Annotated in this window: 15 protein-coding genes; 13 read left to right on the top strand and 2 right to left on the bottom strand. The window is 56.9% G+C overall.

Annotated features, from left to right (window positions below; genetic code table 11):
• The first annotated feature begins 47 nt into the window (after nucleotides 1-47).
• The 11 genes from mreC (at nucleotide 48) to lipA (ending at nucleotide 10,536) form a co-directional block, all read left to right on the top strand.
• Entirely contained in the window at nucleotides 48-893 is an 846-nt protein-coding gene (gene mreC / locus METAL_RS03745; RefSeq protein ID WP_005369768.1) for a rod shape-determining protein MreC, read from the top strand.
• Complete coding sequence (mreD, locus tag METAL_RS03750; protein WP_005369769.1) at nucleotides 880-1,368, top strand: rod shape-determining protein MreD; 489 nt, start codon at nucleotides 880-882, stop codon at nucleotides 1,366-1,368. The genes mreC and mreD overlap by 14 nt, the downstream gene beginning before the upstream one ends.
• 13 nt (nucleotides 1,369-1,381) lie before the next feature.
• Complete coding sequence (gene mrdA, locus METAL_RS03755; RefSeq protein ID WP_005369771.1) at nucleotides 1,382-3,226, top strand: penicillin-binding protein 2; 1,845 nt, start codon at nucleotides 1,382-1,384, stop codon at nucleotides 3,224-3,226.
• The gene (gene rodA / locus METAL_RS03760; RefSeq protein ID WP_005369775.1) at nucleotides 3,216-4,346 is read left to right on the top strand and encodes a rod shape-determining protein RodA; all 1,131 of its coding nucleotides are present in this window, start codon (nucleotides 3,216-3,218) and stop codon (nucleotides 4,344-4,346) included. Before mrdA ends, rodA begins: the two co-directional genes overlap by 11 nt.
• A gap of 441 nt (nucleotides 4,347-4,787) precedes the next feature.
• Nucleotides 4,788-5,759, top strand: coding sequence for a lytic murein transglycosylase B (mltB, locus tag METAL_RS03765; protein ID WP_005369776.1), 972 nt, complete (start codon nucleotides 4,788-4,790; stop codon nucleotides 5,757-5,759).
• Complete coding sequence (locus METAL_RS03770; RefSeq protein ID WP_005369777.1) at nucleotides 5,752-6,630, top strand: septal ring lytic transglycosylase RlpA family protein; 879 nt, start codon at nucleotides 5,752-5,754, stop codon at nucleotides 6,628-6,630. Before mltB ends, METAL_RS03770 begins: the two co-directional genes overlap by 8 nt.
• A 34-nt stretch (nucleotides 6,631-6,664) precedes the next feature.
• A complete protein-coding gene (locus tag METAL_RS03775; RefSeq protein WP_005369778.1) occupies nucleotides 6,665-7,843 on the top strand; it encodes a D-alanyl-D-alanine carboxypeptidase family protein in 1,179 nt (392 codons plus the stop codon).
• Complete coding sequence (locus METAL_RS03780) at nucleotides 7,833-8,675, top strand: D-amino acid aminotransferase (protein ID WP_005369779.1); 843 nt, start codon at nucleotides 7,833-7,835, stop codon at nucleotides 8,673-8,675. Before METAL_RS03775 ends, METAL_RS03780 begins: the two co-directional genes overlap by 11 nt.
• The gene (locus METAL_RS03785) at nucleotides 8,672-8,935 is read left to right on the top strand and encodes a YbeD family protein (RefSeq protein ID WP_005369786.1); all 264 of its coding nucleotides are present in this window, start codon (nucleotides 8,672-8,674) and stop codon (nucleotides 8,933-8,935) included. The genes METAL_RS03780 and METAL_RS03785 overlap by 4 nt, the downstream gene beginning before the upstream one ends.
• Before the next feature lie 33 nt (nucleotides 8,936-8,968).
• On the top strand, nucleotides 8,969-9,577 hold the full coding sequence (gene lipB / locus METAL_RS03790) for a lipoyl(octanoyl) transferase LipB (RefSeq protein WP_005369789.1): 609 nt from the start codon (nucleotides 8,969-8,971) through the stop codon (nucleotides 9,575-9,577).
• Nucleotides 9,574-10,536, top strand: a complete 963-nt coding sequence (gene lipA / locus METAL_RS03795) for a lipoyl synthase (protein WP_005369794.1) — start codon at nucleotides 9,574-9,576, stop codon at nucleotides 10,534-10,536. Before lipB ends, lipA begins: the two co-directional genes overlap by 4 nt.
• A 303-nt stretch (nucleotides 10,537-10,839) precedes the next feature.
• Here lipA and METAL_RS03800 read toward each other — a convergent pair whose 3' ends face one another.
• Nucleotides 10,840-12,369, bottom strand: coding sequence for a hypothetical protein (locus tag METAL_RS03800; RefSeq protein ID WP_005369795.1), 1,530 nt, complete (start codon nucleotides 12,367-12,369; stop codon nucleotides 10,840-10,842).
• A 252-nt stretch (nucleotides 12,370-12,621) separates the two neighbouring features.
• Here METAL_RS03800 and METAL_RS03805 point away from each other — a divergent pair, with 252 nt between their 5' ends.
• A complete protein-coding gene (locus METAL_RS03805; RefSeq protein WP_005369796.1) occupies nucleotides 12,622-13,461 on the top strand; it encodes a c-type cytochrome in 840 nt (279 codons plus the stop codon).
• Nucleotides 13,440-14,096: a class II aldolase/adducin family protein gene (locus METAL_RS03810; protein WP_005369797.1), complete on the top strand. Its 657-nt coding sequence runs from the start codon at nucleotides 13,440-13,442 to the stop codon at nucleotides 14,094-14,096. The genes METAL_RS03805 and METAL_RS03810 overlap by 22 nt, the downstream gene beginning before the upstream one ends.
• Nucleotides 14,097-14,324: 228 nt before the next feature.
• Here METAL_RS03810 and METAL_RS03815 read toward each other — a convergent pair whose 3' ends face one another.
• Complete coding sequence (locus METAL_RS03815) at nucleotides 14,325-14,936, bottom strand: transglycosylase SLT domain-containing protein (protein ID WP_005369798.1); 612 nt, start codon at nucleotides 14,934-14,936, stop codon at nucleotides 14,325-14,327.
• Between the last annotated feature and the right edge of the window lies 1 nt (nucleotide 14,937).

Consider the following 14,937-nt stretch of genomic DNA (forward strand, 5'->3'; position numbering starts at 1 on the left):
TTGCCATCAAACTGTTATTCGCCACCGGCCCATCGATCCATACCCGCTTGCTGTTCGCCGTTCTCGCCTCGATTGCGCTGCTGTTCGCCGATCAGAGAACCCGGCACCTGGAATCTCTGCGCACCACGCTTTCGCTGTTGACCGACCCGATCAAATATCTGGTCGACATGCCCACCACCGTGTTCCGGCATACCGCCGATTCGGTCAGTTCGTACGCGGCCCTGAAAAAAGAAAACGAGCGCTTGCGGGAAGACCATTTGATGCAGCAAACCCGGCTGCTGAAACTCGATGTGCTCGAAAAGGAAAACATTCGCCTGCGCGCGCTGCTCGAAAACTCGTTCAAGCTCGGCGAGCAGGTGATGATCGCGGAGCTGTTGTCGGTCAAAATGGCCCCTTACGAACATATCGTGGTCGTGAACAAGGGTACCCGTTTCGGGGTGCATCCGCAGCAGCCGGTGATGGACGAAAACGGCGTGGTGGGACAGGTGTTCCGGTCTTTCCCGATGACGTCGGAAGTGATGCTGATCACCGATCCGAATCATGCGATCCCGGTGCAGGTCAACCGGAACGGGCTGCTGACGATTGCGGTCGGCAGTGGCCAGACCAATCGCCTGATCTTGCCGTTCCTGCCGAATGACGCCGACATCAAGCCCGGCGATTTATTGATCACTTCCGGGCTCGGCGGCGTATTTCCGCAAGGCTATCCGGTCGCGGTCGTCGATAAATTTACCTCGGAGTCGGACAAGCCGTTCGCGACCGTGACTGCCACGCCCAAGGCGTTTCTGGACCGCAGCCGCGAATTGATGATCGTGTGGAGCAATTCGACTCCGATTCCTTTGGTCTCCAAGCAGGCCGCCGAACAGAACCAGGTACTCCAGGATGCTCTTGAATAACAAGTACGCCTGGGGGCGTATCGTGATCACTCTAGGGTTGGCGATGGCCCTCAGAATCGTGCCGCTGCCCGGCGATTGGGCGTTCCTGAACCCGGACTGGGTGTTGTTGAGCCTGATTTACTGGTCGCTGGCGGTGCCGGAAAGGGTAGGCATTTTTTACGCCTGGTCGTTCGGGCTGTTGACCGACGTGTTGTTCGGCCGCTTGTTCGGCCAGTATGCGCTGGCCTATTCGCTGGTGATCTTTCTTTGCCTGAAGCTGCACAAACGCTTGCGCCTGTTTCCGCTGATACAGCAGACGCTGTTCATTTTTTTCTGTCTGCTATTGTCGCAGTTGCTCCTATTCTTCATCAAGAATGCGCAGCATCCCGCGCAATTGCATGCGACTTTTTGGGTGCCGATTCTGACCGGCACGTTGTGTTGGCCGCTGGTGTATACGACGTTGCGTTTCGTCCGCCTGGCCAGACGCGTCAAATAATCCGGGCCGGACCATGGACCGCGTGTTTTCGATCAAAAACGACTTGGCCGAGAATCGCCTGTTTCTGCGCCGCATCTATGTCGCCATGCTGTTTATCGGGCTGATGAGCGCGGGACTGGTCGTGCGTCTCATGTATCTGCAGATCGTCGGTCACGAACATTACGCGACGCTGGCGAAGGAAAACAGCATTAAGCTGACGCCGGTGCCCCCGACCCGGGGAATCATCTACGACCGCAACGGCAGGATTCTGGCCGAAAATACGCCGTCGTACAGTCTCGAACTGATTCCCGAGCAGATCGAGGACATGGAGGATACATTGAGACGGCTGCAGGCGTTGTTCGGTCTGCCGGACGAGAAAATCGAACAGTTCCACAGGCAGCGCAAACGCGAAAAACGCTTCAACAGCGTGGTATTGCTGCCTGCGATGACCGACGAGGAACTTGCGAAGTTCGCGGTATCGATGCCTTTTTTTCCGGGCGTCGAAATCAAGACGCACCAGGTGCGCCATTATCCGTATTACGAGCTTGCCTCGCATGTGGTCGGTTACGTCGGCCGCATCAACGAAACCGAATTGAAGGAATTGCCGATGCCAGAATACCAGGGCGCTACTCATATGGGTAAACTCGGCATCGAAAAAACGTATGAAACACAATTGCACGGCACGACCGGCTATGCGGAAATCGAAACCAACGTACAGGGCAGGGCGCTGAATACGCTGAACGAGGTCAAGCCGGTTCCTGGCGCGAACCTTTACCTGACGCTCGATATCGATCTGCAAAAAACCGCTTACGACGCGCTCGACTTTTACAATGGCGCCGTGGTCGCGATCGATATCAAAACCGGCGGCGTGCTGGTGTTCGTCAGCCGCCCCGGCTTCGATCCGAATCCATTCGTGGTCGGCATTCCATCCGAAGATTATAAGGCACTGAACGAATCGGAAAACCAGCCGCTGTACAACCGCGCATTGCGCGGCCTCTATCCTCCCGGATCGACGATCAAACCGTTCATCGCGCTGGCGGGGCTAGAATACGACAAGGTCCGCGCGCCGCAGGGTTTGTATTGTCCGGGATATTACACCTTGCCCGGCGTCGATCACCGCTACCGCGACTGGCGCAGGGGCGGCCACGGCACGGTCGACATGATCCGCGCGATTACCGAATCCTGTGACGTGTATTTTTACCGGCTGGCGCAAATGCTCGGCATTCAAAAAATGCACGACTTTCTACAGCAATTCGGTTTCGGCGAAAAAACGGGCATCGATCTTTACGGCGAGGTGGCGGGGTTGCTGCCGTCGCCTGCCTGGAAACAGGCGAAGAGAAAGCAGCGATGGTATGAGGGGGAGACGCTGATTACCGGGATCGGCCAGGGCTATCATCAGGTTACGCCTGTGCAACTGGCGCGGGCGACCGCGACGTTGGCCAACCACGGCCAGGTCGTCACTCCGTTCCTGGTCGATAAAATCGTTACGGCTCAGGGCGTCCAGAAGAGTCCGGAACAGCCCGCCCGCATCATTCCGCTGAAAGCGCAGAATCTCGATCCGATCGTGGCCGGCATGATCAACGTCGTGCACAGCGCTTCCGGCACTGCGAAACGGATCGGCTACGGCATTCCTTACCAGATTGCGGGCAAGACCGGCACGGCCCAGGTGTTCGGGATCAAACAGGGCGCCAAATACAACGAGAGCCAAATCGACTTCAAATTGCGCGATAATGCGCTGTTTGTGGCGTTCGCGCCGGCCGACGACCCGAAAATCGCGGTCGCGGTCGTCATCGAGCATGGCGGGCACGGCGGCTCGGTGGCGGCGCCGATTGCAGGCAAAGTGATCAAGCAATATTTACAAAACCTTCATGAAAACTGAGACTCGGCGCGAACATTTTCATCCTTCGTCGATGATCGGCAAATTGCTGCGCCGGATGCACATCGACATTCCGTTGTTTCTTTGCCTGTTTCTGACCGCGCTGTTGAGCTTCGTGATCCTCTACAGTTCGGGCGGTCAGGACTTCGGAGTCTTGCTGCGCCAGGCGGCGCGCGTCGGGCTCGCGTTTTGTTTGATGATCGTGCTGGCGCAGGTCAATCCGATTCAGTTCAAACGCTATTCGGCCACTCTGTTCGGGATCGGCATTTTTTTGTTGATTGCCGTGCTGATCATGGGGCAAATCGGGAAAGGCGCGCAACGCTGGCTCGATCTCGGCTTTTTCCGTTTCCAGCCGTCGGAAATGATCAAAATCACCACCCCGATGATGGTTGCCTGGTATTTGGCCGAGCACCATCTGCCGCCGAAGCCTAAACAACTGGGAATTGCCGGTTTTCTGATCATCCTGCCGACTTTGCTGATCGCCAAACAGCCCGATCTCGGGACCGCGCTGCTGGTCGCTTCGGCCGGTGCGGCGGTATTGTTCTTCGCCGGCATTTCCTACTGGTTTATCGGCGCGATCGTCGGGCTGGTCGGCGCTTCGACGCCGGTCATCTGGCATTTGATGCACGACTATCAGCGCGACCGGGTGCGGACTTTCCTGAATCCTGAAGCCGATCCCTTGGGCAGGGGCTACCATATCATCCAGTCGAAGATCGCGATCGGTTCCGGCGGCATTTACGGCAAGGGCTGGCTCGGCAGTACGCAGTCCGAGCTCGAATTTCTGCCTGAAAGCTCGACCGACTTTATTTTTGCGGTGTTCGCAGAAGAATTCGGGCTGTTCGGCTGCATCGCGCTGTTGACTCTTTATTTATTGATTATCGCGCGCAGCCTTTATATCGCCTCGCAGGCGCGCGACAGTTACAACCGTCTGCTGGCCAGCGCGCTGGCCTTTACTTTTTTTGTCTATGTGTTCGTGAACATCGGCATGGTGATCGGGATTCTGCCGGTTGTCGGGGTGCCCTTGCCCTTGATCAGCTACGGCGGTACCTCGATCGTCACACTGCTTGCCGGTTTCGGCATGCTGATGTCGATCCACACGCATCAAAAATTTTCGATTGGTTGAGGATCTGGTAGAAGATAACTTCCCGAATGTTGATTGTTTCGAAAAGCGGATGATTCACCCCCCTCTTTGAAAAAGAAGACCGCATGGGCAGCGATTTGCTCCTCGACAACCGCTCCTTGTGTTGCCCCACCTCCTGCCTCCCTGCAGTCGTGCAATCTCTGCATTCACGCCATCCCTGGCGTTCATGCGGGAGATACGAGCCCAAGGAAGGGCGAGGTAGATCGTGTCGGGAACACGCGATCGAGGATAACGCAGGAAGCCGTTACCGACGACTGCAGGGAGGCAGGTGGCAATGCAGGAGCGATTGCCGAGGGCCGGGGGAGATTGATCGAATAAATCCCCCTCGATCCCCCTTTTTCAAAGGGGGGAAGTTGTTTTTGACGGAATTCCCCTTTTTCAAAAGAGGAAATTATTTTTGATGAAATCCTAAGGAGCCTGTCCATGCCTGTTCGCGCCGCTCTGCTTTGTTCTCTGGTTGCACTCGCTTCCTGCGCCGCGCAGCGCGAGAAAAGCGCCTTCATCGATGCGATGGTCGCCAAGCATCGGTTTTCCGAAGATGAACTGGAGGATGTGTTCGCTCAAGTCAAAATCAGGGACGATGTGCTGAAGAAGATCGCGTTTCCGGCGGAAGCGATGCCCTGGCACAAATACTGGAAAATTTTCCTGACCGATGCCCGAATCAAGGAAGGCGCGGTATTCTGGCGCCTCCACGCGGATACGCTGAAGCGGGTTTCGGAACAATACGGGGTGCCGCCGGAAATCATCGTCGCGGTACTCGGCGTGGAAACGCTGTACGGCCGCCGTACCGGCTATTACCGCGTCATCGACGCGTTGTCGACGCTCGCTTTCGCGTATCCGCCGCGCAGCCCTTTTTTCAGCAAAGAACTGGAGCAATTCCTGCTTTTGTGCCGTGAAGAAAAAGTCAGCCCGCTGCAGCCGTCCGGCTCGTATGCCGGTGCGATGGGTATGCCGCAATTCATGCCGAGCAGTTTCCGTATTTTTGCGGCCGATTTCGATCGGGACGGCAAACGCGATCTATGGCGCGACCCGAAAGACGCGATCGCCAGTATTGCCAGCTATTTCAAGGCTCATGGATGGGCCAGGAATCAGCCGGTTGCGGTGCGGGTTTTTGCCAAAAGCGAAGATTATAAAGCATTGTTAAATGACAAAATTAATAGAGATTTAAGAATTGATGAGTTAGAATCGGCCCGTGTTGAATTTTCAAGACCGCTACCTTTAGAAAGTAAAGTAAAACTTCTGGCGTTCGAGCAAGAACGTGGCGACGAACTTTGGGCTGTTTTAGACAATTTCTCGGTTATCAAGCGTTATAACCAAAGTTCCTTCTATGCCATGGCCGTTTACCAGCTCAGCCAGGCCCTCTTAAATTATCGAAACTCGTCTCCCTATGAATAAAATCATACCGGCTCTCTCTATTACTGTGCTTTGCAGTTGCTCAGCCACTCAAGTCAAGACCTCTTCACTCGCTACCGATATTACCGCAGTATCTTCCTCCACCGCTGAAGCGGCGGCCTCGCAGGCCGAAGAGCGACCTAGGCGGCACCTGACCGCCAACCACCAATTCCGCCATCATACCGTACTCAACATCGGCAAATCCCAAACGTCTTCTTCCGATGCCGGACAGGAGGAGCCTGGACAGGATGAAGCCTTGCTGCCGCGCCTCGCCCGCTATATCAAGCAAGGCGTCGCTTCCTGGTACGGTCCCCGCTTCCACGGTAAAAAAACCGCCACCGGCGAAATTTTCGATATGTATGCGCTGACTGCCGCGCATAAAACGCTGCCGATTCCTTCTTATGCCGAGGTGACCAACCTCGAAAACAATCGCAAGGTGATCGTGCGGATTAACGATCGCGGCCCTTTCGTTGCCAACCGTGAGATGGATTTATCCTATGCCGCTGCCCAGGAGCTTGAAATGAACGGCACCGCGCCGGTCCAAATCAAGCCGATTTCGGACAAGCAGGCGATCCGCAAAATGCGGGAAGTCGCGAAAGAACAGCGGAAGCAGGGCATCTATCTGCAGGTCGGCGCTTTTAAGAGCGCCAGCCAGGCGCACAAACTGAAATACAAAATTGCCGCGAAGCATCTGGCCAGAACCAAAGTGCTCGCTTCACGTCATCACAAAGCCACGCTCTACACTGTTCAGGTCGGTCCGGTCGACAGTCAATCCAAGGCGGACAAGCTGAATGTCCGGTTGGCTAGGCTCGGCATTACCGGGGCTCAATACGTGACGGAAAACGACCCAAACGAAAGCGTCATGATACAATAGCGCTTACGTTCCTTTCAGTTAGTCTTGTGGCGCAATGTTTTTTAAGAGAAAATCAAAGCTGACTCCCAGTTTTTTCATGATCGTACTGCTCGCGCTTGCGCTGCAGGCCAATGCCGAATCGCTGGAGATACAAACGCCCGCGCCTCCGGCTATCGATGCGAAAGCGTTTATTTTGCAAGACTTCCAGTCCGGCAAGGTGTTGGCGGAAAATAACGCCGACGAGAGGCTCGCTCCGGCCAGTCTGACCAAAATCATGACGGTTTACGTGGTGTTCAAGGAACTTGCGAACGGCCATTTGAAGCTGGACGATCTCGCCACGATCAGTAAAAAAGCCTGGAGCACCTCCGGTTCGCGGATGTTCGTCGAAGTCAACGCCCAGGTCAAAGTCGAAGACCTGCTCAAAGGCGTGATCATCCAGTCCGGCAACGATGCCAGCGTGGCATTGGCCGAACATCTCGCTGGCGACGAAGCCACCTTCGCGGATATGCTGAACCAGCACGCCGCGCGGCTGGGCATGAAAAACACCCATTTTAAAAATGCGGACGGCTTGCCGGTCGAAGACCATTACACCTCGGCGCGCGATCTGGCGATTTTGACGACTGCGTTGATCAAGGAGTTTCCGCAGTACTATCCCTGGTTTTCGCAAAAAGAATTTACCTACAACAACATCGTTCAGCATAACCGCAATCTGCTGTTGTCACGGGACGGCACCGTGGATGGCGTCAAGACCGGCCATACGGAGGATGCGGGTTATTGCCTGGTTGCGTCCGCGCTCCGGAACGACATGCGCCTGATATCGGTGGTGATGGGGACCAAAAGCGCCAATGCCAGGGCTGTCGAGAATCAGAATCTATTGAACTACGGTTTCCGCTTTTTCGAATCGCCTCGCCTCTACGAGGGCAAGACTTCCCTATCCGATTCGAAAGCCTGGAAAGGCGACGTTCGGACCGTACCTTTGGGATTGGCGGAAAGCCTTTATGTCACGGTGCCGCGCGGCAGTGCGGGCGACGTGAAAACGGCCATTCGCGTCAATGCGCCAATCGTGGCGCCTTTCAATGAAGGCGACAAGTTCGGTACGGTCGAAGTCACCTACAAGGATCAGGTGGTCGACCAAAAAGACCTGATCGCCTTGAAGGCAGTCGGCGAGGGGAGCGTGTTCCGCCGTCTCTTCGACGGGATTTTGATGCGGTTTGCAAAAGCGGATGGCCAATAACCCCGTTTATCTGAACGGCCGTTATTTACCTGTCGAAGAAGCCCATATCTCGGTTCTGGATCGCGGCTTTTTGTTCGGCGACGGGGTCTATGAAGTGATCCCCGCCTACCGCGGCCGGCTGTTCGAATTCGAAGCCCACATGGCAAGGCTCGACAACAGCTTGGCCGCTGTTCTGATCGGCAATCCGCACAGCCTGGACGAATGGCGCGGCATTCTTGTTCCGCTTCTGAAGGGCGGAACCGACCAATACGTCTATCTGCAGATTACCCGCGGCGCCGCGCCGAAACGGGACCATCTGTTCCCCGAAAATATTCCCCCGACCGTTTTCGCGATGAGTTCGCCGATTCCCCCTTATCCGGAGCGCGATACCGGCATCAGGGCCGTTTGCCTTGAAGACAGCCGCTGGGATAACTGCCATGTCAAAGCGATCACCCTGCTGGCCAATGTGCTGCTCAGACAGGAAGCGTCGGAGCGCGGCGGCGCGGAAGCCATTCTGGTCAAAAACGGCTTCGTGACCGAAGGTTCCTCAAGCAATGTCTTTGCGGTGCTGAACGGCGTATTGGTCACGCCGCCGCTGAGCCGGGACATTCTGCCCGGCATCACGCGCGCAGTGATCTTGAAAATCTGCCGGGAAAACCATGTCTCATGCCGGGAACAATCGATGACGATCGACGATCTGAAACAGGCCGACGAAATATGGATCGCGAGTTCGGTCCGGGAAGTCGTGCCGGTTGTCGACCTCGACGGCCGAGCCGTCGGCGGCGGTGAACCCGGCCCCGCCTGGCAACAGGTCAACCGCCTGTTTCAGGCTTACAAACAATCCGTCTCATGAACGAAGAATCCCTCTTAACCTTTCCCTGCACCTTCGCGATCAAGGCGATGGGCAAGACCAGTCCGGAACTCGACCTGCTCGTCGTGGAAATCGTGCGCCGGCACAGCCCGAACATCGGCGAGGGCGCGGTCTCCTCGCGTCCGAGCAAGGGCGGCAACTATACCGCAGTCACGGTCACGATCGAAGCGCACAGCCGCGAGCAGTTGGACGCGATTTACCTGGACCTGAACCGCAGCCCGCACATTCTGATGACGTTGTAAGCCGGGGGCAGGGAGAGTCTTCGTTCTTATTTTATGGCGATCACGATCAGACAGCTCGGCTTACAGGACTACGAAACGGTCTGGCAGGCCATGCAGTGTTTCACGCTGGACCGGACGCCGGAGACCGGCGACCAGATCTGGATCGTCGAACATCAGCCCGTCTATACGCTCGGATTGAACGGCAAACGCGAGCATTTGCTGAACACCGGCCCGATTCCGGTCGTGCAGAGCGATCGGGGAGGGCAGGTGACTTACCATGGTCCCGGCCAACTGGTCGTCTACCCCTTGCTGAACCTCAAGCGCCGCGAACTCGGCGTCCGCCCGTTGGTGACGCTGCTCGAACAAACGATGATCGCCGTGCTCGCACACTACGGCATTCATGCCCTCGCACGGCCCGAAGCGCCGGGCGTTTACGTGGAAGGCAAAAAAATCGGCTCGATCGGAATACGAATCCGGAACAACTGCTGTTATCATGGGCTCAGTTTGAATAATGCGATGGATCTGGCCCCGTTCAAATTCATCAACCCCTGCGGCTATGCCGGGCTCGAAGTTACGCAACTGGCCGACCTCGGTGTTGCGGTCGATCTTGATGAGCTGGCCGAACGGCTTCTCCAAATACTGACGGAAAAATTGCCATCATGACTTACCAAGCGCCTTCCCGGGCTACGCCGGAAACGCATCAACGCAATGCCGAAAAACTCGCGCGGATTCCGGTCAAAGTCGAAACGGGCGATGCGCCGCTGCGCAAGCCGGAATGGATCCGAATCAAGCTTTCCGCGGGCGACGAAGTGACCCGGGTCAAACGGCTGCTGCGCGAGCACAATCTGCACACGGTCTGCGAAGAGGCCGCCTGCCCGAACCTGGGCGAATGCTTCCAGCACGGCACCGCGACCTTCATGATCATGGGCGACCTCTGCACGCGCCGCTGCCCGTTCTGCGACGTCGCGCACGGCAAGCCTTTGCCGCTCGACCCGAACGAACCCGGTCGTCTGGCCGAGGCGATCAAGGCGCTGGCGTTGAACTACGTGGTGATCACTTCGGTCGACCGCGACGATCTGCGCGACGGGGGCGCAGGGCATTTCGCCGATTGCATTAAAGAAATCAGAGAGCGATCCGCGAAGACCAAGATCGAGATCCTGGTGCCCGATTTTCGGGGACGGATGGACAAAGCGATCGCAATCCTCGCGGCTCAGCCTTGCGACGTGTTCAATCACAACCTCGAAACGGTGCCGCGGCTGTACAAGCAGGCCCGCCCCGGCGCCGATTACGCGGGTTCGCTGAAATTGCTCGAAGGCTATAAAAAAGCCCGGCCCGAGACGCCGGCCAAATCCGGCTTGATGCTCGGGATCGGCGAAGAATCGGAAGAAGTGCACCGGGTGATGCAGGACCTGCTCGATCATGGCTGCACGATGCTGACCCTCGGCCAATATCTGCAGCCCAGCAAGGCGCATCTACCGGTCAAGCGCTATGTGTCGCCGGCCGAATTCGGCGAATTCGGCGAAAAAGCCCGACGCATGGGGTTCGAACAGGTCGCCAGCGCGCCGCTGGTCCGCTCCTCCTATCATGCCGACGCGCAGGCGAAAGGCGTGATAGGCGATTGACCCCCGTTTCCCCCGCTGTAGAAGCGCTCGCTCCTCAGGTCAATGCCGTTAAGTTAACGCTTAACCGTTCGTTCTGAGCCTGTCAGAAGGGCGAACGGTTTAACTTAAGGAGATTGGGTCGATCATAGCTTCTTCCTCTCGTTTCCCCGCCGAGCGCCTATCGTGATACCCTTTGTGCTCAGCTGTTACGCCCCAAAAGGCACAAACCGCGGTAGGGTACGCTGTGCGTACCTTTTCACCCTCCAATGGTACGCACAGCGTACCCTACAGTTTAATGCCATTCCCCTCAGATTCTGCATCACTCTACAACTGCCTCATAAACGCCACCAAATCCTGTTTTTCCTGTGCGTTCAGTTTCAGTTGCAGCACGATGTTGAAAAATTCGACGGTATCTTCCAGCGTCAGCGCGCGGCCGTCGTGCATGTAGGGCGGCGAATCCTTGATGCCGCGCAATGTAAAGGTCTTGATCGTGCCGTCGCCCGGCTCGTTCACGAAACGTTCGAGATGCAAATCGTGCATTTGGTGATCGAGATAAGTCGGCGGCATATGGCAGTTCGAACATTGGCCTTTGCCGAAAAAGATGTTTTCGCCGCGCGCCTCGCTTTCGGTGGCTTTGGCCGGGTCCAGCCTGCCGGTGGCCGGATCGAGCTTGGGCGCAGGAGGGAAGTCGAGCATGTTCTGCATCTGCGCCATGTGGCTGACCGGGATGCGGTCGAGAACATTCATGCCTTTTTTGATCGCGTGAATCTCGTCGCCGTTGAAATATGCGGTGCGTTGCTCGAACTCGGTAAAGTCCTCGACCGAACGCAGGCTGCGTTTGGAACTGTGAATCTGTTGGTTGAACACGCCTCTGAGACTGGTGGTATCGAGCCGGAAGCGCCGCTCCTGTGGCCGGATATCCGGACTCAAATGGAACTGGCCGGTGGTATGGCCGTTCACGTGGCAGTCGAAGCAGGTGACGCCGAGGCTGGGTTCTTTGCTTTTGCGGTCGTCGGTCGGGTTGAACTCCTCTTGCGGAAACGGCGTCACCAGCAGCCTTAATCCATCCAGTTGTATCGGCGTCAGAATGTCTTTGAACAGGCGATAATAATTGTTGATCGAGATCACCTCGCCGCGCGATACGTCGCCCAGCTCCGGCCGGTTGTTCAGGAATAGCGCCGGCGGGAACTCGGGCAGGAACGCTTCGGGCAGGTCGAAATCGACATCGAAACGCTCAAGCCGCGGAAACATGTCGATCTGCATTTTCGGAAATACTTGGCCGCCGTTCGACTGTAACGGATGCGGCAGTGACGGGTAAGGGAAAATGCCTTGTGCCCTGATTTCCTCGGGAGCCGCTTCGCCGAGCTTGTCCCAGGTCATGCCGGAAGGCAGCCTTGCCGTAGGTCCCACCGCCAGCGGTTTGCCGCGCGACATTTTGGCCGACGGATCGGTCTTGACGTTGAGGTCATAGCGTTGCTCCAGCAGCTGTTTTTGCGCAGCCATGACGTCGGCTTTGCCGGCGGTTTCTTTTTTCATGATGTCTTCGGGCTTTTGCATGGGCTGGTCCGCGTTCAACGGGTCGCGGTAAAAATCGAAGCCCGAGATCCTGCCGCTTTTGGGCTGGTTCTTGACTGCCGGCGACAGCGGCGAAGGCTGGTTCGGAGTGAACCTTTCCGAACGGTCGTGCTCGGTTTTTTGCTGTTCAGGCCTGGTGCTTCGAACCGTGCGCGGCGTCTGTGCTTCGGCGATGGCGTCAAACAGCCGTTTCTCTCCCTGAGCTTGGGCTGTCGCGGCGAAACAACCGCCCAGCAGTAACAGGCCCGACGATATTTTCATTATCCTTTTGGACGTCATGGTCTTCTCCTTAATGAGGCTTAAGAAACGTTTCAAAATCGCCGCGTGGCGCTTTGAGGCCATAAGCGGCAGAACATTTACTCAGCCGGGCATCTAATTTATGTTTCAATTAATGGAAACGATGCATTCGCAACGGTGAAAAGACAAAATCAACATTCTCGCGTATAGTCGAATAATGACTGTACCCATAAATCAGGGATAGTTCTGTACGATAGCGTGCACAAATTTCTTATTTTTGAGGGTGAATAACCGATGGCGTACTGTTTGAAATGCATTCTGCCAGTCTTTCTGGCAATGGCCGTTTTCGGAAAGGCCGGAGCCGTGGAACTGCCGCCGCCGGCCGATTTGTCGAGTCAATATGCGCTTCCGAGCCGACAGGTGATCGTCGTCGAGCCGCATGAATCGACGAACGAGCGGCAGAAGCGGGTCGAATATACGGCGCTACCGATCGACGGGCTTTTGACGCGCTGGTTCGGCGACCGCTGGACGTCGGAAGAGGCGGAGATCGTGTTTCTCGCCAAGGACGGCTACCGCTCGGTCGTTCCCGGCCCGAAACTGAAAAAATACCGCGCTTTTCTGGCCTTTGCCCGCTCCGACGGCGCGCCTTTCACCGTCGACAACAGCAGCCAGAACGAGCGTAAAATCCCGCTCAGCCCGTATTATCTCGTCTGGGACAATAAGAAGGAGCCGGAGCTCTTGCGCCAGGGAGCCTATGGCTGGCCTTACCAGGTTACCGCGGTCGAATGGCACAGTAAAAGCGAGGATCGGGCACTGCTTCCGGCTCGCGCCTCCCCCATGCTGGAGCAAGGTTTTGCGGAAACCAAGGAATATTGCCTGACCTGCCATAACATTCGCGGTATCGGCGGTAAAAAATATCCGGTCGATCTGATCCGCGCCCTATGCCGTTGGCAGGAGCCCGATTTGAAAGCCTGGATCGATTCGCCGAGCCGCGTCAAGCCCGGCACGGCCATGCCGCCTTTGGCCCGCCTGTTGCCGGAAGCGGAACGTCAGCGGATGATCGGGCGCATCGTGGGGTATTTGGGTGCGATGAAAGTTGAATCTCCGGAAGCATGCGCAAGACCGGCGCCATGAGCGAACGGGAAGGCGTGATCAAATACCGCCTGGATTACCGGGTTGCACCCTCCCGAACCATCGCCGGATTTGCCGAGCTGAACGCCTGGCGCGGTCTGTTGTGGAGGATCGGCCTGATCGGGCAGGATGATGCCCGCTATGACGGTCTGGGCTACGGCAATCTCAGCCTGCGGCTGAAAGGCGAGAGTTTTACGGTGACCGGCACCCAAACCGGCCATTTGCCGCATCTGACGGCCGACCATTATGCTTATGTCAGCCAGGCGCTTCCCGAAGAAAATTATCTGCAGGCCGAGGGCCCGCTGGCGCCGTCTTCGGAAGCTCTCACGCATGCGGCGATCTATCGTGCGGCGCCGGAGGTGTGTTGCGTCGCGCACGGACATAGTCCGGAAATCTGGCGGCATGCCGAGACCCTGGGGCTCACCTGCGTAGCGGAAGCGATTGCCTACGGCACGCCGGCAATGGCCCAGGCGGTCAGCGCGATTGCTGAAACGAATCCGGAGCAGGGTATTATCGTGATGCGGGGCCACCTTGATGGGTTGTTGACGTACGGCAGGACGCCGGAGATTGCCTGCTGGCAGATGGTGCGGAGTTTGGCCAGCGCCTGGGCGCTGGCGGATTTATCCGAAGACCGGTAATTAGAGAGGCGGTAAGGTTCTGTCTAATGGGGATGACGACCAATGCCGTTAAGATATTGTGTAGGCCGGATAAGCGAAGCGCATCCGGCGATCATACGGTGGATGCGCTTCGCTTATCCACCCTACGCTCCATCAACTTAACGGCATGGGTGCAGCTCAGGCTCGACGTATACCGTTATCGGAAAAAGTAATCTATTATCTGCCTGCAGCGCGAGTATATTACGCGGCTTACAGGGATGACCGGTTATAAGCCGCCAAAACCTGCTTGACGTAGTTTTGGGTTTCGGGATACGGCGGGATCGAGTAATTGTATTTGATCACCGCGCCTTCGCCGGCATTGTAAGCCGCGACGGCCAGTTCCAGATTCGGGCTGAACATTTCGATCAGGTCGCGCAGATAATGCGTGCCGCCGTCGACGTTCTGGAGCGGGTCGCGGCGGTCGTCCACGCCGTAGCGCCGGGCGGTGTCCGGCATCAGCTGCATCAGGCCGACCGCGCCGGCCGAGGAAACCGCGCCGGCGTTGTAGGCCGATTCGGTCTGGATCACCGCATGGACCAGTTTGGGATCGACCTGGTGCCGATAGGCCGCCTGGTTGATCAAATCGCTGAATTTATGCTTGTTTCGGCCGAAATAGCCCCGGTAACCGGCCATCGTCGGAGCGGGCCGCATATAACGATACGGCTTCGTCTCCATGATGCGCTTGTATAGGCTGCTGTTGGCGGGTTTGGGTTTGATATTGGTATAGTAGGTGCGGCCCGCACTGTCGACATATTTATAAATGTCGGCCAGCGCGCCGCCGGACACGCTTAAGGTGATTAGGATTGTGGTCCATCTCAGCATG

Origin of the sequence: Methylomicrobium album BG8 (assembly GCF_000214275.2) — a bacterium.
GTDB lineage: Bacteria > Pseudomonadota > Gammaproteobacteria > Methylococcales > Methylomonadaceae > Methylomicrobium > Methylomicrobium agile.

Excerpts from the sequence above, each read along its gene's own strand:
- mreD (WP_005369769.1), top strand. The coding sequence starts at position 880 with ATGCTCTTGAATAACAAGTACGCCTGGGGGCGTATCGTGATCACTCTA.
- mrdA (WP_005369771.1), top strand. The coding sequence starts at position 1,382 with ATGGACCGCGTGTTTTCGATCAAAAACGACTTGGCCGAGAATCGCCTG.
- rodA (WP_005369775.1), top strand. The coding sequence starts at position 3,216 with ATGAAAACTGAGACTCGGCGCGAACATTTTCATCCTTCGTCGATGATC.
- mltB (WP_005369776.1), top strand. The coding sequence starts at position 4,788 with ATGCCTGTTCGCGCCGCTCTGCTTTGTTCTCTGGTTGCACTCGCTTCC.
- METAL_RS03770 (WP_005369777.1), top strand. The coding sequence starts at position 5,752 with ATGAATAAAATCATACCGGCTCTCTCTATTACTGTGCTTTGCAGTTGC.
- METAL_RS03775 (WP_005369778.1), top strand. The coding sequence starts at position 6,665 with ATGTTTTTTAAGAGAAAATCAAAGCTGACTCCCAGTTTTTTCATGATC.
- METAL_RS03780 (WP_005369779.1), top strand. The coding sequence starts at position 7,833 with ATGGCCAATAACCCCGTTTATCTGAACGGCCGTTATTTACCTGTCGAA.
- METAL_RS03785 (WP_005369786.1), top strand. The coding sequence starts at position 8,672 with ATGAACGAAGAATCCCTCTTAACCTTTCCCTGCACCTTCGCGATCAAG.
- lipB (WP_005369789.1), top strand. The coding sequence starts at position 8,969 with ATGGCGATCACGATCAGACAGCTCGGCTTACAGGACTACGAAACGGTC.
- lipA (WP_005369794.1), top strand. The coding sequence starts at position 9,574 with ATGACTTACCAAGCGCCTTCCCGGGCTACGCCGGAAACGCATCAACGC.
- METAL_RS03800 (WP_005369795.1), bottom strand. The coding sequence starts at position 12,369 with ATGACGTCCAAAAGGATAATGAAAATATCGTCGGGCCTGTTACTGCTG.
- METAL_RS03805 (WP_005369796.1), top strand. The coding sequence starts at position 12,622 with ATGGCGTACTGTTTGAAATGCATTCTGCCAGTCTTTCTGGCAATGGCC.
- METAL_RS03810 (WP_005369797.1), top strand. The coding sequence starts at position 13,440 with ATGCGCAAGACCGGCGCCATGAGCGAACGGGAAGGCGTGATCAAATAC.
- METAL_RS03815 (WP_005369798.1), bottom strand. The coding sequence starts at position 14,936 with ATGCTGAGATGGACCACAATCCTAATCACCTTAAGCGTGTCCGGCGGC.